Origin of the sequence: Mesorhizobium sp. WSM4935, assembly GCF_029625735.1 — a bacterium.
GTDB lineage: Bacteria > Pseudomonadota > Alphaproteobacteria > Rhizobiales > Rhizobiaceae > Mesorhizobium.
In genome coordinates, this window is sequence record NZ_JARTVR010000018.1 from 1 (window position 1) to 20,622 (window position 20,622).

Here is a 20,622-nt window from a genome sequence, read left to right on the forward strand (position 1 = left end):
GCTCTTTTGTATTTGCTGCGAGAGCCGGCGATTTTAACCTGCATCAGGGACCCGCAAACAGGCAAAGCCGACGCCGCGGGACAAAAAGCCAAATCCTGCCCCACCCCCCCCCAACCAAATATAAAAACAGCCGCCTCACTCCGGCGTCTTTTAGCCGGCTCTGTCGCCGGCTGACGGCACGCTCCAGGCGGGCCGCTTTGCATCGGGGCGCTGCGGTCGCTGTTCGGTTCCGCGTGACCGTGAATGGCATGCGGTCTCTGATCAGCCGACCTCAAACGCTCTCCAGATAGGTCTCGATCTCGAAGTCGCTGACGTTGAGCGCGAACGTGTTCAGCTCCTGTCGTTTGCAGGCGACGAAGGCGTCGCGCAGCACGTCCGGGAAGATTTCGGCGACGCGCGGGCCGGCCTCGAAGGCAGCGATTGCGGACGCCCAGTCGGGCGGCAGCTTGGCGAGCGCCAGCCCCTGACCCTCGCCGCCTGTCGGCTCGCCGGGCGAGAGCTGGCGCTCGATGCCGATCAACGCCGCGCCGAGAATCGCCGCCAGCACCAGATAGGGATTGGCGTCGGCGCCGGAGACGCGATGCTCGATGCGCCGCGCGGCCGACGGGCCGCCGGGAATGCGGATCGCCACCATGCGGTTTTCATAACCCCAGGCGACGGCAGTCGGCGCGTAGGATCGCGGCCGCAGCCGGCGGTAGGAGTTGAAATGCGGCGCGAACACCAGCGTGCTTTGCGCCATTGCGGCAAGCAGGCCGCCGACCGCATGACGCATGGTGTCGGAGCCCTGGTCCGAGCCGTCATCGAAGATGTTGCGGCCGTGCCTGTCGAGGACGCTGAAATGAACGTGGAAACCATTGCCGGCGCGCTCGCCATAGGGCTTTGCCATGAAACAGGCGGCAAAGCCGTGCTTGCGGGCGATGCCTTTCACGGTGCGCTTGAAGAGCACGGCGTCGTCCGCGGCGCGCAAGGCGTCGGGCACATGGTTGAGATTGATCTCGAACTGGCCGACGCCGTTCTCGGCAATGGCGGTGTCGACAGGAATGTCCTGCATGCGGCAGGCTTCGTAGATGTCGTGGATGAAGGCTTCGAAATCGTCGACCTCGTCGATCGAAAGCGCCGCATCGGAATCGAGACGCCGCCCGGTCACCGGCGAGACCGGCCCGACAGGCCGCTGCGATGTCGGGTCGACAAGGTAGAATTCGAGTTCGGTCGCAGTGACGGGAGTCAGGCCGAGCGCGGCATAGCGGTCGAGGATGCGGGCGAGCGCGCGGCGCGGATCGCCGAGATAGGGGGCGCCGCTGTCGTCTGCCAGCCAGACCGGCAACAGCGCCGTCGGGTGCGCCGTCCAGTTGACGGGCAGTATGCCTCGTCCCGTCCAATGACAGAGCCCGTCGGCATCGCCGGTCGAGAACACCTGGGCGTTGCCTTCGATGTCCTCGCCCCAGATGTCGAGGCCGATGGCCGAGTAGGGCATGCGCAGCTTGCCTTCAAGCGCCTTGCGCGCCTGCTCGACCGGAATGCGCTTGCCGCGCATGATGCCGTTCAAGTCGCACACCGCCGCCCGCAGGCTCTGGATGTCCTTCCTGCTGTCCAGCCACTTCAAAACGTCCGCAATCGCATCGCTCAATTTCCAGCCCCGTTTCTCTAGGTGCTGTAGCCTCGCCGGCTACGATATCCAATTTTCAGCTTGTGAGTTCATGAAGGCCAACACGGCTGGCGCCGAGTAGGTTTCCTTCATTTTTTCAAATCACTAGCCGGGATATCGGGCGGCATTTCGGGTTCCATTTGTGCGATCTGCGATCGCAACATAGCTGGCGAGTGAGCGAAAGCCAAGCCGTATACGATACCCGCTTGTTCCGCCTTGTCAGTGGCGCAGTTCCGGAAACCTTATCTGGCCCAGGATGTGCGTCGCGCCCTCGGCGATGTCGCGCACGATCGCGGCCCGCGCCCGCTCGCCGTCGCCGGCCTCGATCGCCGCCACCACCTCCTCGTGATAGTCGATGCCGAGAATGCCGGCGAGGTCGTCCTCGAAACCGATGCGCAGATTGCGCAGGAAAGGGCCGACCTGCATCCACACCGTCTCGATCAGGAAGATCATCTGCTCGTTGCCGCAATGGCGGTAGATCGAGAATTTGAAGTCGTGGTTCTTGCGCAGATAGTCGTCTATGTCGCCGCTGCGGGCGGCCTGTGTGAGCTCGGCGCAGAGACGGCGGATGGCGCGCAGGTTGTTGCCGTTGATGCGTTTTGTCGCGAGCTCGGTGGCCGTGCCCTCCAGGACCGTGCGCACGTCGGTCAGTTGCTGGAAGCGGTCGGCCGAAATCAGCGGCACCTCGACGCTGCCGTTCGGCATCGGGCTCAGCGCCCTCAGCGCCTGCAACCGCATGAAGGCGCTGCGCACCGGCATATCGCTGGTGCCGAGCTCCTTGGCGAGCTTGCGCGAGGTCAGCTTCTGGCCAGGCTGGAGCTGGCCTGACATCAGCGCCCGCACCAGTTCCAGATAGACTTTTTCATGCAGGGGTACTGTATCGACAGCGGTCAGTCCGAAGCGTGTTTTGTCGGCCATTGGCTATGCGCTGCTTGATCGGTCCTGAAATCTGTTCGTCACTCGACGACGCGGGGATAGCTGGCCGGTCGTTTCGGCCGCACGATAGACGCTCAACGCGAGCCGCCGCAAGGGCGGCCGGCATTGCTATCCGGTCCGGGCGTCGATGATTTCGACGAAGCGTGCGAACAGGCCGGCCTGCGACTTGATCTTCAGCTTGCGATAGATGTTGCGGCGATGGACCTTGACCGTCCCCGGCACGATGCGCAGCGCCCTGGCGATCGATTCCGTGGAATGGCCCTGGAGCACCAGATCGACGACCTGCTTCTCGCGCGAGGTCAGGGAAAGGCTCTTCCAGATATGCGCGCGGTCGAGCTCGTTGGCCGTTGCGACGGTTTCGCCTGAAGGCTGGGCGATACTCTCTTCGGCGGGCAAAGCGGGCCAGCGCTGCTTACAGAAGCCGATCACCGCCGGCGCCATGTCGCGCAGCAGCCTGGCATCCGCCGTTCCGAACGGGCCGGTGGCGCGCAGCCGCATCAGCGACAGCACGAGCGCATCCTTGCCGGCTAAAGGCACGAAGAAGCCGACCTCCTCGGCAAGTTTGGTCTGGCTGTAATAGGAGCGGTAATATTCGCTGGCGTAGAAGCGGTCCGGGGCGAGCTCGCGCATGCGCCAGAAACCCTCCTTGCGCTCGACTGCGGCGTGATGGAACGGGTCGAGCAGATACGGCCCTTCCTGGTAGAGCGCGACGAAGATCCGGCTCTCCGGCGGCGAGAAGGTCTCGAACAGCAGCGGCGGCCGCGCGGCACCGCGATAGCCGAAGATCACGCAGTGATCGAAGCGAACATGTCCGCTGAGCCAGCGGACGATCGCCTTGCCGAAATGATCGCCCCCGGTCTCACGCGACGCGGCGATCACGACGGCCAAAGCGTTGTAGTCGTCACTGCGGGAGGCAGCCAATCCATACCCCTCAAAATGATAAAATCGGCTGAATATACCACCTGCGAGGTATATACTAGGTGCCATTGGCTCTGCTAGCGTCATGATATTGCCTCACGCTGTCGCTGGAGCCCGTGGCTTGACTGCAGTGCCCGATATCGAATTTCGCGCGGTCACCAAGCGCTATGGCGCCGTCACCGCGGTCAGCGGCATCGACCTTGCCATCCCGCCTTCCGCTTTCGTCGCGCTGCTGGGTCCCTCCGGCTGCGGCAAGACGACGTGCCTGCGCATGATCGGCGGCTTCGAGCAGCCGAGCGAGGGCCAGGTGCTGATCCGCGGCCGCGACATGGCCGGCACCCCGCCCTACCGGCGGCCAGTCAACATGGTGTTCCAGCAATACGCGCTGTTCCCGCATCTCGATGTCGAGGAGAACATCTCCTACGGGCTGCGGCAGGCGAGGCCCAGGCTGTCGTCGCGCGAGATCGCCACAAGGGCCGGCGAGGCGCTTTCGATGGTGCAACTCGCCGGCTATGGCCGTCGCAAGATCCACGAGCTTTCCGGCGGCCAGCAGCAGCGCGTCGCGCTCGCACGGGCGCTGGTCAACAAGCCGGCGGTGCTGTTGCTCGACGAGCCGCTGGCGGCGCTCGACAAGAAGCTGCGCACCGACATGCAGATTGAGCTGCAGAACCTGCAGCGCGAGATCGGCATCACCTTCGTGCTGGTCACCCACGATCAGGAAGAGGCATTGTCGATGAGCGATTTCGTCTGCGTCATGAATGGCGGCCGAGTCGTCCAGCTCGGACAGCCGAGCGAAATTTATGACGAGCCGGCCGACCTGTTCGTGGCGGATTTCGTCGGCAAGACCAATCTCGTCAGCGGCAAGGTGGCAGGCCTTTCCGGCGACCTCGTCGAGGTCGCCCTGGCCGACGGCACGGTGATTTCCGCGCGCAAGCGGGTGCCGCTCAGCCGGGGCGAGGCGGTATCCGTCAGCCTGCGGCCGGAATCGCTCAGTCTTTCGGCGCCCGGAGGCGGCGTCCTGAAAGGCGTTGTCCGCAACCGGATTTTCCTGGGCTCGACGGCGGAATACGCGATCGAGATCCAAGGCATCGGATCATTGCTCGCCAAGGCCGACCATGTGATCGGCCAGGGCAATCTCTTCAAGCCGGGCGAACCCGTCGCCATCGGCTTTGCCGCCGGAGCGCCGCTGGCGTTTCCGCACGCCAACAATAACGGGACCAACCAGAGGGAAGACCAACATGTCGAAATCCTATCGTGACGGACTGCCGATAACCCCCGATAAATTCGTCGACCAGTTAATGCGCCTGAAGCGGGGCTCGATCAGCCGGCGCGACTTCCTCGGCCTCACCGGCCTCGGCGTCGCGACCGCGGTGATGGCGCGCGAACTCGGCATCATGCCGACGCCGGCATATGCGGCCGAGAACCTCGGCGACCGCATGTCGATCGCTACTTGGCCGAACTATCACGACCCGCAGACCTTCGAGAACTTCAAGGCCGAGACCGGTGTGGCCGTCGAGGTCAACGTCTTCGGCTCGAACGAGGAGATGCTGGCCAAGCTGCAGGCCGGCGGTTCGGGCTGGAGCCTGTTCGTGCCGACCAACTACACGATCTCGACCTATAAGAAGCTCGGCATCATCGAGCCACTGGACATGGCCAAACTCGGCAATTTCGACGGCAAGTCGGAAGATGCGCGCTTCACCGCGGAAGGCACGATCGACGGGACGATCTATGCCGTGCCGAAGAACTGGGGCACGACCGGCTTTGCGGTCAACACCAAGAAGCTCACCAAGCCGATGTCGAGCTGGAAGGAGTTCTGGGATACGGCCATGGCTGAAGGCGACGGCCGCACCATGGTGCACGACTATCAGCTGACCACGATCGGCAACGCGCTGAAATATTACGGCTACTCCTTCAACTCGCTGAAGCAGGACGAGCTCGCCAAGGCGGAGGAGCTGCTGCTCAAGGTGAAGCCGCATCTGTTCGCGGTGTCGAGCGACTATCAGCCGTCGATGCGCTCGGGCGATGCCTGGATGACGATGTGCTGGACCAATGACGGCGCGCAGCTCCATCGCGATATCCCCGAGATCGCCTATGTGCTCGGCAAGGAGGGCGGCGAGATCTGGACCGACTTCTACGCGATCCCGAAGGATGCGCCGAACAAGCCGGCCGGTTATGCGCTGCTCAACTACCTGATGAACCCGAAGGTCGCTGTGAAGGAGCATCTGGCCAATGGCGCGCCCTGCACGGATGCACGGGTCAACGCGCTGCTGCCTAAGGAAGTGCTCGACAATCCGATCCTCTATCCGGCGGCCGACCTGTTGAAGCCGCTGGAATTCGGCGCTGCCGCGACGCTCACCGATCCGGGCCGCGCCGAGCTGATGGCGCGCTTCAAGTCGGCTTGAGCGAGACCGGTCACAAACCCGATCCAGACAATGCGACCGGCGGGCAAATGCCCGCCGGCTCCCAACCGGCTTTCCCGATGCGCCGCAGTCTCTTTCGCAAAAATCTCGTGACGGCGCTGCTGCTTGCTCCGGCAACGCTGTGGCTGGTCGTCTTCCTGGTGCTGCCCTTCGTCGCCATCGCCATCTTCAGCGTCGGCGAGCGGGCGCCGGAGGGCGGCTATCAGGCCGCGCTGACGTTTGCGCAATACGCCAATCTGCCGGCGCGGGCGACCGCCTTCTGGAACACGATGGTACTCGCGCCGATCGGCGCTTTGGCCTGCCTGCTCGTCGCATATCCGGTCGCGTATTACCTGGCGTTGCGCGCGCCGCAGCGCTGGCGGCTGATCCTGCTCGCGCTGATCGTCATTCCGTTCTGGACCAGCCTGCTGATGCGCACCTATGCCTGGATGTATATCCTTGGCGGGCGCGGCATCCCGGCTCTGCTCGCCTATGTCGGCATCGAGGATCTCAGGCTGATCAACACGCCGGGCGCGGTGCTGCTCGGCATCGTCTACGGCTACCTGCCGCTAATGATCCTGCCGATCTATGTCAGCCTGGAACGGCTCGACCGCCGCCTGCTGGAAGCCTCCGCTGATCTCGGCGCGACGCCGCTGTCGACCTTCCTTGGCGTGACGCTCCGACTGTCGCTGCCCGGCGTGATGACCGGGTTCTCGCTGGTGATGATCCTGCTGCTCGGCGAATATCTGATCCCGACGCTGCTCGGCGGCGGCAAGGTGTTCTTCATCGGCAACGCGCTGGTCGATCTCTTCCTGCAGTCGCGCAACTGGCCGTTCGGCTCGGCCATCGCCATCACGCTGGTGCTGGTCTCAGTCGTGGTGCTGATCGTCGCCAACCGCATCTCGACCCGGTTATCGGGAGCACGCCGGGTGGACCTGATCTGATGCGTGCCTTCGTCATCGCTGTCTTTGCCTTCCTCTATCTGCCGATCGCGCTGGTCGTGCTGTTCTCCTTCAACGCCGGTCATCATGCCAGCGAATTCACCGGCTTTTCCATGCAATGGTACGGCAAGGCGCTGTCCAATCCTTTCCTGGTCGAGGCGCTGAAAAACAGCCTGCTCATCGCCACGACGAGCGCGCTGCTCGCAGCCTTTTGCGGCACGGCCGCGGCGCTCGGGCTGCAGCGGGTCGGCACGCGGACGCGGGCTCTGTTCGACGCGTTGCTGGGCGCGGCCATCGTCGTTCCGGGCGTGGTCATCGGCATCTCGACGCTGGTGGCGCTGGTGCAGCTCTTTGCCGTCGTCAATCCGTTCCTCGCCTCGCTCTGGCCGACCGACCAGCCGCCGCGCCTTGCGCTCGGCTACGGCTCGATCATCGCCGCGCACGGCCTGTTCTCGATGGCGTTGGTGACGATGATCGTCGGCACCCGGCTCAGCAGCCTCGACCGCAACCTGGTCGAGGCCTCGAGCGATCTCTACGCCACGCCGCTGACGACGTTCCGCTCGATCGTGCTGCCGCAGATCATGCCGGCGGTGATTGCCGGCTTCCTGCTCGCCTTCACCTTCTCCTTCGACGACTTCATCATCGCCTTCTTCGTCGCCGGCGCGCAGACGACCTTGCCGATCTATGTCTTCGCCTCGATCCGGCGAGGCGTGACGCCAGAGATCAACGCCATCGCGACGATCGTGCTCTGCGCGTCGGTCGTGCTCGTGCTGCTCGCGCAATGGCAGCTCGGGCGCCGAAAACCATCGCCTTGAGAGACCAATCCATGATCCTAAAAGACCGTATCGCCGTGGTGACGGGCGCCGGATCGGGCATCGGACGCGCCGGCGCGATGATCATGGCCAGGGAAGGGGCGCATGTGGTGATCGCGGACCGCGATCCGGCAGCCGGCGAAGCCACGGCCACCGACATCCGCAAAGCCGGCGGCCGCGCCGAGGCCATCGCCACCGATGTCGGCAATGATGCGGCCGTGGAGGGCCTCATCGAGGGAACGCTCGATCGGCACGGCCGGATCGATATCCTGCACAGCCATGCCGGCATCCAGGTCGGCGGCACGCTGACGGAAGTGGGCACCGACGGGATGGACGCCTCGTGGCGAATCAATGTGCGGGCTCAGTTCCTGGCGGCGAAGACCGTCATGCCGGCGATGATCGCGCAAGGCGGCGGCGTCATCCTCAACACGGCGTCCAATTCCGGCGTGTTCTACGACCGCGAGATGATCGCCTACGCCACGTCCAAGCACGCCGTGGTGGCGATGACCCGGCAGATGTCGCTCGACTACGCCAAGCACAATGTGCGCATCAACGCGCTCTGCCCGGGTTGGGTCGACACGCCGTTCAACGCGCCGTTCATCGCCCAGATGGGCGGGCGCGAAGCGATCGAGAATTATGTCCGCACCAGGATCCCGATGGGGCGCTGGGCGAGCGCGGAGGAGATCGCGGAGGCGATCCTGTTCCTCGTCTCCGATCGCTCGTCCTTCATGACGGGACAGGCGCTGGTGGTGGATGGCGGCGAGAGCATCGGCTGAGGCTCTCTTGGCAAATCGGCTACCGGTCGTTGGGATTTCCGAATGTCGGATCGCGGCGCCGCGAGTAGGCGTCGATGCGCGGCAGATCGTCGGCGAATTCCAGCCAAGGCAGCCGAAGGCGCCAATAGGCGTGGGCGTGCGGCTTGAACCGCTCCGGATGATCGAAGAAGCCGATGGTGACATAGAGTTCGTCGCTCAGCCCTTCGTCGCGATAGGTGATCGAGGTGCCGCATTTCCCGCAGAAGGTGCGAACGACCCCCTTCGTTCTCGAGAAGTTCCGGGGTTGGCCGCGCGTGAAGCGGAACTGGTCCGGCCGGTAGCCGACCCAGATGGTCAGCGGGCTGCCAATCGCACGGCGGCAGTCGTCGTCATGATCGAAGCAGATCCAGAACGGATCGCCCTGCATCTCGGCGGCAACCGCTCCGCAAAAACATGCGCCCGTATCGACTCTGCTTTCCATCTGATCACTCCTGGTTGTTTCGGAAATGGTCCTGTCGGCCTGCGGCGCATACGCGGAACAGTACAAGCAGGTATCCGGTTCCCTCCGCCCGTTTGGGCCAGCAATGTGCAGCGGTTCCATGGGCGGGCTTGCGCTGCGAGCAACGATCGGCCAAACCATAGGCCAGGTTCTCGACAAGGCTTGTCATGCGAGCGGTAGAAAGGCTTTCCCCCACCCGGCCGTTTTCAGTCACGGCCGCATCGGCGCGCGCTTTGGCGGAGCGCCGATAGTCATGCGCTGCTGCCGCCACGAGAACCTGCAGCGCGCGGAGGAGACCAAAGTCGGCTCGCATGTCGTTCGCGACGGCTGGACCGAAGGGGTACAGGCGCTCCATACCCGGCCTTTGGGCCGGTCATCAGGCGGGCGTCCGTCCTCGGATAACGCAGCTTAGATAACGCCCTACCGGAACGGACATGCCCGCCGAAGCGATCTCTCCTTCGTACGGACATGACCAATGCCTGACAATCTGAACACTACATTTCCCGGCGCGGACACGCAAAGCTGGCTGAAGACGCATGCGATCAACGACGTCGAATGCTTCGTGCCCGATGTCAACGGCGTGCTGCGCGGCAAGACCCTGCCGGTCGCCAAATTCCTGAAGTCGCTCGACGACCGCGCGCTCTACCTGCCGAGCAGCGCCTTCCTGGTCGCCATCGACGGCCGCTATTCCGGCTCCATCGATGAAGGCTTCGCCTACCAGGATCCGGACATGCGCATGGTGCCGGACGTTTCGAGCCTCTGCCTTGCACCCGGCAGCGCGGGCCGAGCCTATGTTTTCGCCGACACGCTCCACATGGACGACCGGCCGTGGATGGCTTCGCCGCGCCATGTGCTGAAAGCCGTGCTCGACCTTTATGAGAGGCGAGGCTGGCGTGCGGTGATGGCGCCGGAGCTCGAATTCTACCTGACGGCGCCAAATCCCGATCCGGATCGTCCGATCACGGCGCCGGTCGGGCGCAACGGCCGGCCGGAAAACGTGCAGCATCCTTACGACATGCAGGCGATGGAGGAGTTCGAAGCAGTGACGCGGCGCCTTTACGAACATGCCGCTATCGCCGGACTGCCAGTGGAGACGCTGATCCATGAATCCGGCACGGCGCAGCTCGAGATCAATCTGCTGCATGGCGATCCGCTGACGCTGGCCGACCAGGTGCTTTTGTTCAAGCGCCTGGCGCGACAGATCGCGCAAGCGCACGGCATGCACGCCACCTTCATGGCCAAGCCGATCGCGGCGCAGGCCGGCAGCGCGATGCATCTGCACATGTCGATCGTGGACAGGAAGGGCGAGCCCTTGTTTGCCGGCGAGGATGGCGAGGACAGTGAGATGTTCTCGCACTTCATCGGCGGCCTGCAGAAATACATCCCCGAAATCATGCCGCTGTTCGCGCCGCATGCGAATTCCTACCGGCGCATCCGGCCGGGTCACAGTGCCCCGGCCAATATCGAATGGTCGCACGACAACCGCTCTTGCGGCCTGCGCGTGCCGCTGGGCGGTCGCGCCGCGCGGCGCATCGAGAACCGGCTGCCGGGGGCGGACGCCAATCCCTACCTTGCCATGGCCGGTTCGCTGATCGCCGGCTATCTCGGCATCGAGGAGAAGCTCGCGCGCTCGGAAGAGGCCTTCGGCAATGCCTACAAAAGCAAGAGCACACTGCCGAAGACGATGGAGGAAGCGCTCGACCGTTTCGCTGCCTGCGAGCCGGTCCGAGCACTGCTCGGCGAGGATTTCTTCCAGACCTATCTGCGCGTGAAGAGCGTCGAGCTCGACCTGTTCCAGAGCGTCGTGACGTCCTGGGAACGCGACCACCTGCTGCTCAAGGTGTGACCATGGCCTCGCGTTCGACGGGTTTCAATTCCGGTCTCGACATCGGCAAATCCTATTATGTCGCCACCGCCAATCCGGCGCCCGACCATCCCGCGCTTGCCGGCGATGTCGAGGCCGATCTGGTGGTGGTGGGCGGCGGCTGCACCGGCCTCTCGGCGGCGCTGCATGCGGCCGAGCGCGGTCTGAAAGTGGTGCTGCTCGAAGGAGGCAAGATCGGCTGGGGCGCCTCGGGCCGCAATGGCGGCCAGATGATCCCCGGCCTGCGCAAGGGCGCCAGGGGCCTGGTCAAAGCCTTCGGGCCGGAACGGGCGAAGGCGCTGTTCGACCTGACTTTCGAGGCGCGCGGGCTGGTGCTCGACATCATCGAGCGCCACGGTATCGAATGCGATTTGCGTCAGACCGGCCATCTGGTCGGCGCGGTCACCGCTTCGGACGTGCGCGACTTCGAGGACGAAGCCGAATGCCTCGCCAAGGTGATGAACTTCACCGATGTCGACATCTTGTCGGCGGCCGAGGCGCGGCAGATGGTCGACACGCCCTATCAGGGCGCGGTGTTCGAGAGGCTCGGCGGCCACATGCACCCGCTCAACTACACGCTGGGGCTCGCGCGCGCGGCGGTTGGAGCCGGCGTCGTCATCCATGAGAACTCGGTCGCCGTCCGGCTGGAGCGCGAACCGTCCATCCGGGTGTTCACCGACAAGGGCTCGGTCCGGGCCAGGCATGTGGTGCTGGCCGGCGATGCGCTGCTCAAGGGATTGGAGCCCCGCGTCAACAGCCGCATCATGCCGGTCGGCAACTATATCGTCGCCACCGAGCCTTTGGGCGAGCGCAACGTCATACCATCCAACGCCGCTGTGTCGGACACGCTGTTCGTGGTCAACTACTACCGCATGTCGGCGGACGGACGCCTGCTGTTCGGCGGCGGTGAGCGCTACACGCCGTCACCGCCGGCCGACATTGCCGGCTTCGTGCGGCCGCATATGGAAAAGACCTTTCCGCAACTCAAGGGCTGCCGCATCGACCATGCCTGGGGCGGCCTGGTGTCGATCACCACCTCGCGCCTGCCGCATGTCGGGCACTATGGCGAGGTCTATTTCGCGCATGGCTATTCGGGCAAGGGCGTCATCCTGTCGACGCTGTCGGGCAAGCTGCTCGCGGAAGCGATCACGGGCGATGCCTCGCGGCTCGATCTGTTCTCGACGTTGACGCCGCTGCCGTTCCCCGGCGGCACGGCGCTGCGCGGCCCGCTCTATGTGCTCGGCATGTTGTGGTACGCGATGCGAGATCGGCTGCGTCACTAGGGGTCTGCTGATATTCAGGTGAGGCCGGCCTGCAAATGGCGGTCTCCTGCGCTTCCGGTGCTCACGTACTTTCAAGTACGTTCCGCTCCGGTTCTCTGAGACCACCATTTTCGGCTCGGCGTGACCTGAATCTCAGCAGACCCCGGGCTGGCTTTCCTGCCTCTGCCGTGGCTAATGTCGCTGCGCCGGGAACGAAATCCCGGGAAGGAAGACCGATGAATATCGAGCCGGGCCGACTGACGAAGAAGGAGCGACATGAGCTGATCCTGTCGGAGGTTCGGCGCTCGGCCTCGATCCGCATCTCGAAGCTGGCGCGCCGGATCGGCGTCGCCGGCGAGACCATCCGCCGCGATCTGATCGAGCTCGGCGAGGCCGGGCTCCTCAACCGTACCTATGGCGGCGCCACCATTTCGCTGGTGACATCGGAACCGGTAATCGCCGAACGCGGCCTCACCCTGGTCGAGGAGCGGGCGCGCATCGGGCGCGGAGCCGCCGGGCTGATCGAGAAAGGCCGCATCGTGATGATCGACGGCGGGTCGACCACCTACGAGGTCGCGCGTAGCCTGTCGCAGCTCGGCCGGGACCTGACGATCATCACCAACTCCGTCTGCGTCGCCTCGGTGGCCGGCGCCAACCCCGGCTTCCGCGTCATCCTTTGCCCCGGCACCTATGACAGCCGCGAGGCGGCAGTGCTCGGCGAGGACACGGTCGAATTCGTGCGCCGCTACAATGCCGACGTCGCCATCATCGGCGCCTCGGCGCTGAACGCCGAGGGGCCAAGCGACATGATCTCGGGCGCGGCGGCGGTGAAGCGGGCGATGATGGCGCGGTCGCTATCGACGATGCTGGTCGTTACCAATGACAAGGTCGGCCGCAGCGGGCTCGAACGCGTCTGCGCGCTGAGCGAGATTTCCGATGTCGTCACCGATCGCGAGCCGGCAGCCGAGCTGCGCGCCGCGATCGACGAGGCGGGCGGCGAGCTGCACGTCTTTTCCGAATAATTCTCCGGCTCTATCTCTTTGTTTCGCGCAATTCCGGACGGAAACCGCTACGCACTTTTCCTGGAATTGCTTTATGCGTCGCGATTGGTCAACGCGATGTGGCAGCAGCCGGAGCCGTGGCCGGGCGTCCAAGTGACATTGGCGAAGCGCACGCCGGTCGCCTCGAACAGGCCGCGGTCGAAGGCACCGGCGATGCGGCAGAGCGTGGCGAGTTTCTCCTCGCCGACGCCGGCCTCGACCCAGGCGTCCTTCAGCGGGCAGCGCTTGACCTTGAAGGCGATGTGACCAGGCCCGCGCTCGACATCGGTCGGATACATGCGGCCGCCATCGGGGCTGACGGCGAGGAACGCTTCGCCGATCGCCGGCGCATCGTTGGGGCCGAAATCGGCGAAGGCCACCGCGGCGACTTCCCGGCCGCGCTTTTCGATGGTCCGGATCATCACCGCCTCGGCTTTCTCGGCACCGAGCTCGGCGGTCAGCTCGTCGAGGAAGAGACGATAGAGGTCGGCGCGGTTGCGGAAGGCGGAGTCGAGCTCGCGCGACAGTTTTTCGGCTCTGGCTGCTTCAGGATCGATCATGGTGCTTCCTGATTTTGTTGTTTGACCATGATCTTGTCCGCAAACCGGTTGCCACTTTGCGGGATCATGGTCGGTTTCTGATGAGCTTCGGCGTCGCCGCCACCAGCGCCTTGCCGATCGCCGATTGCGGGTTGGCGATGACGGCGCGGGCATCGCCGCTTTCGGCGATCCGGCCGCTATCCAGGATGACGATGCGATGCGCCACGGCGCGGATGACGCCGAGGTCATGCGAAATGAACAGATAGGCGATCCGTTCCTGACGTTGCAGGTCGAGCAGCAATTCCAGGATTTGGCCGCGCACCGAGACATCGAGCGCCGACACGGCTTCGTCGAGCACGATAAGCGACGGGTGCGTGGCGATGGCGCGGGCGATCGCCACGCGCTGGCGCTGGCCGCCGGAAATCTCGTGGATGGCGCGCGCGGCAAGGCCGGCATCAAGGCCGACGCGCTCCAGCAGCGCCGCGATGCGGCGCGGGCGCTCGGCGCGCGAGGCGATGTTGTGAATGCGCAAGGGGTCGTCCAGCACGCGCCCCACGGTGGCGCGCGGATTGAAAGCGGCGAGCGGATCCTGGAACACCATCTGGATGCGAGCGCGGCGTGCGCGCAGCGCGGCGCCCGACAGCGCAAGGAAGTCCGCGCCTTCGAAGTCGATGCGGCCGGCATCGGGCTCGATCAGCCGCAGCACCAGCCTGGCGATGGTGGATTTGCCGCTGCCGGACGGCCCGGCGAGCGCCAGCGTCTCCGCCGGCCCGATGTCAAAGGATACGTCGTCGACCGCGGCGAAAGGCTTGCCGCCACGATGGTAGCGCTTGGCAAGGCTGGAGACGGCAAGCACGCTCATGCCGAGGCGCCTTGGCGGTCAAGCAACGGCTCGGCGTCGAGGCCGAGATGGCCATCGAGCAGGGCGCGCGTATAGGCGTGGCGCGGCGCATTGACGATCTGGCGGGTCTCGCCGAGTTCGATCAGTTCGCCGTGGCGCAGCACCGCGATGCGATCGGCAAGCGCGGCCGCAAGCGCGATATCGTGGCTGATGAAGATGAGCGTCATGCCGTCCTCGGCCACCAGCCTGCGGATCAGGGCGACGATCTCGGCCTGCACGATGGTGTCGAGCGCGCTGGTCGCTTCGTCGGCGATCAACAGCATCGGTTCGGCGGCGATGGCGGCGGCGATGGCTACGCGTTGCTTTTGACCGCCGGAGAGCTGGTGCGGATCGGCGTGGAGAGCCGAGTCCGGATCGGGGAGGCGGACGCGTTCGAGGAGAATCTTGGCTCTAGTGAAGGCTTCGCGCCAAGTGAGGTGGAGATGGGTGCGGGCGACTTCGGCGATCTGCTTGCCGATCGGCATGACCGGATCGAGGCTGGACGAGGGGTCCTGGAAGACGAAGCCGATGTCGCGGCCGCCAATAAGTCGAAAATGCAGGGGCTGGCGGTCCTTCACACCCCCCTCTGGCCTGCCGGCCATGTACGGCAGGACAGAGAGCGGTGTGACAGAACGAGGCTTTTGTAATTGGCCTGCTGACCATTCGATCGTTCCATCCACAAGGGCACCCGTCGGCAACAACCCCGCGACCGCCAGCGCCAGCGTGCTCTTGCCCGAACCGCTTTCGCCGATAATCGCCAGGCGCTCTCCCGCGAGAACATCCAGGCTGACACTCTTCAGCGCCGGCACCTCGGAACCGTCGCGGCGATAGACCACCCCTAAATCCCGGATCGAGAGCAGCGCGGTCACGACAGGCTCCTGCGCGCGGCTGCGCTTTCCACCACGCCTTCGCCGGCGAGGTAGACGCCGAGTACGGTGAGTACCAGCGCGATGCCGGGCACCACCGACAGGAAAGGCGCGGTGCGCAGCACCGTGCGACCCTCGGCGATCATGCCGCCCCAGGTGACGCGATTGGGATCGCCAAGGCCAAGGAAGGACAGCGCTGCCTCGGTAAGGATCGCGGCCGCCACGATCACCGAGGACAGCGCCAGCACCGACGGCAAGACGTTGGGCAGCACCTCGCGAAAGGCGATTTCGAGAGGGTGCATGCCGAGGACGCGCGCGCCGGCGACATAGTCGCGTTCGCGGATCGAAAGCACCTCCGCGCGCGCCACCCGCGCGGGTCCTGTCCAGGCGCCGAGCGCGATCGCGGCGACGACGACGCCGAGCGATGGCCCGACGATGCTGACGAAGGCGAGCGCGAGCAGGAAGCTCGGCACGGTCTGGAAGGCGTCGGTGATGCGCATCAGCACTTCGTCGACCAGACCACCGGCGAAACCGGCCAAAGTGCCGATGATCGAGCCGATGAGGAGAGCCGCTGCAGCCGCCGCCAGGCCGACCGCCAGCGAGGTGCGGGCGCCATGGAACAGCTCGGCCAGCACGTCGCGGCCGAGCCGGTCGGTGCCGAGCGGCAGCGACCAGTCCTGGAACGGCGGCAGCAGCGCCGGTCCGGCGATGGCCTGCGGGTCGCCGGAAAAGAGCAGCGGCGCCGCCAACGCCACGACGACGAGCAGGGCGAGGATCGAGGCGCCTGCGATCGCTTCCGGCGTGCGGAAGAAATGGCAGAGGCGGCTCATGCGCTCCCCTCGCTGGCGCCGACGCGCGGATCGAGGACAGCGTAGGCGAGATCGACCAGAAGGTTGATGACGACGACGACGACGGCGCTGACCAGGATGATACCGAGCAGCAGCGGCGTGTCGCGTCCGGCGACGGCCTCCTGCGCCAGCCGGCCAAGGCCCGGGACGGCGAAAACGCTTTCGATGACGACGCTGCCGCCCAGCATCTGCGCCGATTGCAGGCCGAGCATGGTGACCAGAGGCAGAAGCGCGTTGCGGGCGACATGGGCGAGCACGATGCGGCGTTGCCGCAGGCCCCTGGCGCGGGCGGCGAGCACGAAATCCTGCCGCCAGGCTTCCGCCATGCCGGCACGCATCATGCGCAGATAGAGCGCGAGATAGATGAAGCCGAGCGCGGATACCGGCAGCACGAGATGGGTGGCGATGTCGGCGGCCCGCGCCAGTCCGGTTTTTCCGGAGGCGATGGTCTCGATGCCGCCGACCGGCAGCCAGCGCAGGTCGACGGCAAAGATAACGATCAACACAAGGCCGAGCCAGAAGCCGGGCACCGCATAGAGCGCCAGCGAGCCGATCGACAGGAAGCGGTCGCGGAAGCTTCCGGGTCTGGCGCCGGCATAGACGCCGAGCGTCGAGCCGAGGCCGAAGGAGAGCGCGGTGGCGCTGCCCATCAGGATGAGTGTGGTCGGCAGGCGTTCGAGGATGACGTCGCGGATCGCCCGCGAGAAGGTGACGGACTGGCCGAGGTCGAGATGGAGCAGCGCCCAGAGATAGTTGGCAAGGCGCGTCAGCTCGGACTGGTCGAGGCCCCAGCGGTGACGCAGCAATTCGATCATGCCGGCGTCGCCGCCGGTCGAGACGATATAGGCGTCGACCGCGTCGCCGGGCGCGGCTTCGAGGAGGAGGAAGCTGCCGATGATGACGATGAGGAGGACGAAGACGCTGCCGACGAGGCGGCGGCGCAAGAGGCGGAGGGCGCGGGTCATGCGCGCCTCGGTGGGTTGGCAGTACCTTGGCTGGGAATGCGTCCAGGCACCCCCCCTCTGTCCTGCCGGACATCTCCCCCGCAAGGGGGAGATTGGCTGTCGCCAACGGCTTCGCCAATTTTCGACGTTGCGGAACTGGCGGGACGGAGAAGCTGCTCATCTCCCCCTTGCGGGGGAGATGGCCGGCAGGCCAGAGGGGGGTGTGAAGGAACTCGGCCTTTGCCCAAGTTCCCATTTCGCCGCGAACTCTCATCGCGCGAGTGTGTCACGATTCCAAATAAGTGTCCGCCCAGTTCGACACCGCCCAGCGCGGGTTGTTGGCGATGTTGCCGACCGTGTCGCGCGCGACGGAGATGAAGCTCCATTCGGCGACGTTGATGAGCGGCAAATCGGCCGCAACCTTCTTCTGGAAATCCTTGTAGAGCTCCGTGCGGGTGGCGGTGTCGAGCGTCTCGGACGCCTTGGCGATAAGCGCGTCCAGCTCCGCATTCTTGTAGCCGCCCTGGTTGGAGAAGGGCACGCCGTCGGGAATGCCGCTCTGCACCAGGATGGTGGTCGAGATGGCCGGATCGCCGCGGAACACGGGCGGGCCGACGGCGAGGTCGAAGGCATGATCGGTGTAGACGGCCCTGATATGGGCGGCCGAGTCGTTGTTGACGATTTGGGCGTCGATGCCGATTGCGGCTAGCGCCTGACGAAGGTAGTCCCCGAACTGCTTCGTCTCGTTGAAGTAGGGCGCCGGCAGCAGCTTCAGCGCAAAGCGCTTGCCGTCGTCGGCGCGCTTGTAGCCGGCTTCGTCGAGAAGCGCATTGGCTTTGGCGACATCGAAAGAATAGGTCGGCACGTCGGCGGTGTAGAATTGCGGATCGTTCTTCGGCACCGGGCCGGTGGCGGTCGCGGCGTAACCGAGGAAGATCGTCTTGACGACGAAATCCTTGTCGATGGCATGGGCGATCGCCTGCCGCACTTTCAGATCGGCGAGTTCCTTGCGGCGATGGTTGATCTCGACGACGAGCTGGTAGGTCAGCCCCTCGTAACCCTTGGTGATGACCTTCAGTCCGGGCACCTTGGAAATGCGGTCGAGATCGGCGAGCGGCACGGCGGAGAAGGCGGCAAGCTGGATCTCTTCCGCCTCGAGCGCGGCTGCGGCCGACGTGCGGTCGGGGAGCACCTGATAGACGATCTCGTCGAGATAAGGCTCGTCCTTGCCCCAATAGGCGTCGTTCCTGGTCAGCCGGTAGTACTGGCCGGCCTTGTATTCGGCGAATTTGAACGGACCGGTGCCGACCGGCGCGTTGTTGGCCGGATTGTCTTCGATCTTGCCCACTTCATAAAGGTGCTTCGGCACGACGCTCGACAGCGCCGGCAGCGCGTTGCGGATCAGCTGGAACGGCGTCGGCTTGGCGAATTTGAAGACGGCAGTCAGATCGTCGGGCGTGTCGACCGCGGCGAGATCCTTGAACACGGTGCGGCCGAGATTCTGCAGCGGCTTCCAGATCTGCAGCGCGGAGAAGGCGACGTCGGCCGAGGTGAAGGGCTTGCCGTCATGCCATTTGACGCCGTCGCGCAATTTGAATGTCACCGACAGGCCGTCGGCAGCACCCTCCCACGACAGCGCCAGGCGCGGCTGAAGCCCGTCCTTCCCGTCGAAGGAGGCTTCGGCCAGCGTCTCGACGATCTTGTTGGAGATGAAGAAAACGCCGTTGGAGGCGACGATCGCCGGGTTGAGGTTGCGCGGCTCGGAGTCGGCGGCGACGATCAGCCTGCCACCCTTCTTCGGCGTCTGCGCAAAGCCGATGGCCGGCAGCGCGGTCGAGGCCAGCAGCAGCGCCGAACCGGCCAGCAGGCCGCGGCGTGAAATCGTCAATTCGGACATCGCTCAAACTCCCCTCTTCGCCTCGCGCCAGCAAGGGCAACACTCGAATGAACGCGATTATGGCTCTTGGCAAAGGTTTCGCCAGAGACGGTTTTGGCGCATCATGGCTTGGCTTTGAAATTTCCGTCCGCTGGACCAGCCAAAAGGAGCGTCGATCTCCTGATCTGGTAGGACCAGATTGCCGGCGAAGCTGGATCGTGCTTCTGACGGCAGCCGACTTTAGCTTGAAAGTGATCGATTCTGGCTGGACCAGAGTGGCCAAATTGATGCAGATTTGGCTGACAGCCATAAATCATGACGTTCGGCGCCCTTGCGGCCGTTAAAAACAGGGAGAGGCAGATGAACATCGCTTCGGGCAAAACCGAGGTCAGCAGCGTACCGTTCGACCAGGCGCGGGTGGACCGGCTGATGGAAGAGGCCGGCATCGACGTGCTCTTCGCCACCTCCAAGCACAACACCCAATATCTGCTCGGCGGCTATAAATTCATCTTCTTCGCGGCGATGGATGCGATCGGCCACAGCCGCTATTTGCCGATCGTGCTCTACGAAAAAAGCGGGCCGGAACACGCCGCCTATATCGGCAACAAGATGGAAGGCGGCGAGCATCAGAACCATCCGTTCTGGACACCGACCTTGCATGCCGCCTGCTGGGGCACGCTCGACGCCGCGAATCTCGCGGTGGAGCATTTGCAGAAGATCGGCAAAGCAGGCGCCCGCATCGGCATCGAGCCGGCGTTCCTGCCGTCCGACGCCTATATGTTGGTCCGCAAGGCGCTGCCGGACGCGAAGCTCATCGATGCGACCGGCATGCTGGAGAATATGCGCGCTATCAAGACCGAGGCCGAGCTCGAGAAGTTGCGCGTCGCTTCCGAGCTGATCACCGATTCCATGCTGGCGACGATCGCCTGGGCGCGCGAGGGCACGAGCAAGACCGACATTATCGAGCAGCTAAGGCGCGAGGAAACCAATCGTGGCGCGCATTTCGAATATTGCCTGCTGACGCTGGGCTCCAGCCACAACCGCGCGGCGTCCAGCCAGGCGTGGAAGAAGGGCGAGGTGATGTCGATCGATTCCGGCGGCAACTATCACGGCTATATCGGCGACCTCTGCCGCATGGGCGTGCTCGGCGAGCCGGATGCCGAGTTGGAGGATCTGCTGGCTGAGGTGGAGGCGGTGCAGCAGGCGGCCTTCTCCAAGGTCAAGGCCGGCACGCTGGGCGGCGACATGATCGCGCATGCGGAAAGCGTGCTGAAGGCTTCGAAGGTCGCGGCCTATACGGATTTCTTCGCCCACGGCATGGGGCTGATCACGCATGAGGCGCCGTTCCTGATGACCAACCATCCGGTCGCCTATGAAGGCACCTATGCGGCAAAGCCGCTGGAAAGGAACATGGTGCTTTCGGTCGAGACGACGATGCTCCACCCGACCCGCGGCTTCATCAAGCTGGAGGACACGGTCGCGGTGACCGACACCGGCTATGTGATGTTCGGCGATCGCGGGCGCGGGTGGAACCGGGGTGGGACGGCAGCTTAGGCTCGACGGCGCGCCCCCTCACCCGGATTGCCAGCCGAATTGCG

Annotated in this window: 20 protein-coding genes; 9 read left to right on the top strand and 11 right to left on the bottom strand. The window is 64.9% G+C overall.

Features of this window, described 5'->3' with window-relative positions; genetic code table 11:
* Positions 1 to 271: 271 nt before the first annotated feature.
* The 3 genes from P9273_RS28150 to P9273_RS28160 all read right to left on the bottom strand — a co-directional run bounded on the left by P9273_RS28150 (position 272) and on the right by P9273_RS28160 (position 3,502).
* Positions 272 to 1,627: a glutamine synthetase family protein gene (locus P9273_RS28150; RefSeq protein ID WP_278051714.1), complete on the bottom strand. Its 1,356-nt coding sequence runs from the start codon at positions 1,625 to 1,627 to the stop codon at positions 272 to 274.
* 237 nt (positions 1,628 to 1,864) lie between these two features.
* Positions 1,865 to 2,563: a GntR family transcriptional regulator gene (locus tag P9273_RS28155; protein ID WP_278051716.1), complete on the bottom strand. Its 699-nt coding sequence runs from the start codon at positions 2,561 to 2,563 to the stop codon at positions 1,865 to 1,867.
* 126 nt (positions 2,564 to 2,689) lie between these two features.
* A complete protein-coding gene (locus P9273_RS28160; RefSeq protein WP_278051717.1) occupies positions 2,690 to 3,502 on the bottom strand; it encodes a helix-turn-helix transcriptional regulator in 813 nt (270 codons plus the stop codon).
* An 82-nt stretch (positions 3,503 to 3,584) separates the two neighbouring features.
* Between P9273_RS28160 and P9273_RS28165 the strand changes: the two genes are divergently transcribed.
* The 5 genes from P9273_RS28165 to P9273_RS28185 are packed head-to-tail and all read left to right on the top strand — an operon-like array spanning position 3,585 to position 8,427.
* Entirely contained in the window at positions 3,585 to 4,757 is a 1,173-nt protein-coding gene (locus P9273_RS28165) for an ABC transporter ATP-binding protein (protein ID WP_278051718.1), read from the top strand.
* Entirely contained in the window at positions 4,738 to 5,901 is a 1,164-nt protein-coding gene (locus P9273_RS28170; protein ID WP_278051719.1) for an ABC transporter substrate-binding protein, read from the top strand. Before P9273_RS28165 ends, P9273_RS28170 begins: the two co-directional genes overlap by 20 nt.
* Positions 5,902 to 5,948: 47 nt before the next feature.
* Positions 5,949 to 6,842, top strand: a complete 894-nt coding sequence (locus tag P9273_RS28175) for an ABC transporter permease (protein WP_278051720.1) — start codon at positions 5,949 to 5,951, stop codon at positions 6,840 to 6,842.
* Positions 6,842 to 7,654, top strand: a complete 813-nt coding sequence (locus P9273_RS28180; protein ID WP_278051722.1) for an ABC transporter permease — start codon at positions 6,842 to 6,844, stop codon at positions 7,652 to 7,654. The genes P9273_RS28175 and P9273_RS28180 overlap by 1 nt, the downstream gene beginning before the upstream one ends.
* Before the next feature lie 11 nt (positions 7,655 to 7,665).
* A complete protein-coding gene (locus P9273_RS28185; RefSeq protein WP_278051724.1) occupies positions 7,666 to 8,427 on the top strand; it encodes an SDR family NAD(P)-dependent oxidoreductase in 762 nt (253 codons plus the stop codon).
* A gap of 19 nt (positions 8,428 to 8,446) precedes the next feature.
* On the opposite strand, the gene P9273_RS28190 is transcribed toward P9273_RS28185, so the two are convergent.
* On the bottom strand, positions 8,447 to 8,887 hold the full coding sequence (locus P9273_RS28190; protein ID WP_041003733.1) for a GFA family protein: 441 nt from the start codon (positions 8,885 to 8,887) through the stop codon (positions 8,447 to 8,449).
* A 4-nt stretch (positions 8,888 to 8,891) separates the two neighbouring features.
* The gene (locus P9273_RS28195; RefSeq protein ID WP_278051726.1) at positions 8,892 to 9,260 is read right to left on the bottom strand and encodes a hypothetical protein; all 369 of its coding nucleotides are present in this window, start codon (positions 9,258 to 9,260) and stop codon (positions 8,892 to 8,894) included.
* 120 nt (positions 9,261 to 9,380) lie between these two features.
* Between P9273_RS28195 and P9273_RS28200 the strand changes: the two genes are divergently transcribed.
* The 3 genes from P9273_RS28200 to P9273_RS28210 all read left to right on the top strand — a co-directional run bounded on the left by P9273_RS28200 (position 9,381) and on the right by P9273_RS28210 (position 13,053).
* Positions 9,381 to 10,751 (top strand): glutamine synthetase family protein, encoded by a 1,371-nt coding sequence (locus tag P9273_RS28200; RefSeq protein WP_278051727.1) that lies wholly within the window; start codon positions 9,381 to 9,383, stop codon positions 10,749 to 10,751.
* Between the two features lie 2 nt (positions 10,752 to 10,753).
* Entirely contained in the window at positions 10,754 to 12,052 is a 1,299-nt protein-coding gene (locus P9273_RS28205) for an NAD(P)/FAD-dependent oxidoreductase (RefSeq protein WP_278051728.1), read from the top strand.
* 215 nt (positions 12,053 to 12,267) lie between these two features.
* Entirely contained in the window at positions 12,268 to 13,053 is a 786-nt protein-coding gene (locus tag P9273_RS28210; RefSeq protein ID WP_278051729.1) for a DeoR/GlpR family DNA-binding transcription regulator, read from the top strand.
* Between the two features lie 71 nt (positions 13,054 to 13,124).
* On the opposite strand, the gene P9273_RS28215 is transcribed toward P9273_RS28210, so the two are convergent.
* From P9273_RS28215 to P9273_RS28240, 6 genes are all read right to left on the bottom strand, one after another.
* Positions 13,125 to 13,631 (bottom strand): L-2-amino-thiazoline-4-carboxylic acid hydrolase, encoded by a 507-nt coding sequence (locus P9273_RS28215; RefSeq protein ID WP_278051730.1) that lies wholly within the window; start codon positions 13,629 to 13,631, stop codon positions 13,125 to 13,127.
* Positions 13,632 to 13,695: 64 nt separating this feature from the next.
* Positions 13,696 to 14,472, bottom strand: coding sequence for an ABC transporter ATP-binding protein (locus P9273_RS28220; RefSeq protein WP_278051731.1), 777 nt, complete (start codon positions 14,470 to 14,472; stop codon positions 13,696 to 13,698).
* Positions 14,469 to 15,359: an ATP-binding cassette domain-containing protein gene (locus P9273_RS28225; RefSeq protein WP_278051732.1), complete on the bottom strand. Its 891-nt coding sequence runs from the start codon at positions 15,357 to 15,359 to the stop codon at positions 14,469 to 14,471. The genes P9273_RS28220 and P9273_RS28225 overlap by 4 nt, the downstream gene beginning before the upstream one ends.
* On the bottom strand, positions 15,356 to 16,186 hold the full coding sequence (locus P9273_RS28230) for an ABC transporter permease (protein ID WP_278051734.1): 831 nt from the start codon (positions 16,184 to 16,186) through the stop codon (positions 15,356 to 15,358). The genes P9273_RS28225 and P9273_RS28230 overlap by 4 nt, the downstream gene beginning before the upstream one ends.
* Positions 16,183 to 17,169, bottom strand: a complete 987-nt coding sequence (locus P9273_RS28235; RefSeq protein ID WP_041003719.1) for an ABC transporter permease — start codon at positions 17,167 to 17,169, stop codon at positions 16,183 to 16,185. The genes P9273_RS28230 and P9273_RS28235 overlap by 4 nt, the downstream gene beginning before the upstream one ends.
* A 265-nt stretch (positions 17,170 to 17,434) precedes the next feature.
* Positions 17,435 to 19,045, bottom strand: coding sequence for an ABC transporter substrate-binding protein (locus P9273_RS28240; RefSeq protein ID WP_278051735.1), 1,611 nt, complete (start codon positions 19,043 to 19,045; stop codon positions 17,435 to 17,437).
* A 339-nt stretch (positions 19,046 to 19,384) separates the two neighbouring features.
* Between P9273_RS28240 and P9273_RS28245 the strand changes: the two genes are divergently transcribed.
* A complete protein-coding gene (locus tag P9273_RS28245) occupies positions 19,385 to 20,578 on the top strand; it encodes a M24 family metallopeptidase (RefSeq protein ID WP_278051736.1) in 1,194 nt (397 codons plus the stop codon).
* Positions 20,579 to 20,622: the final 44 nt, after the last annotated feature.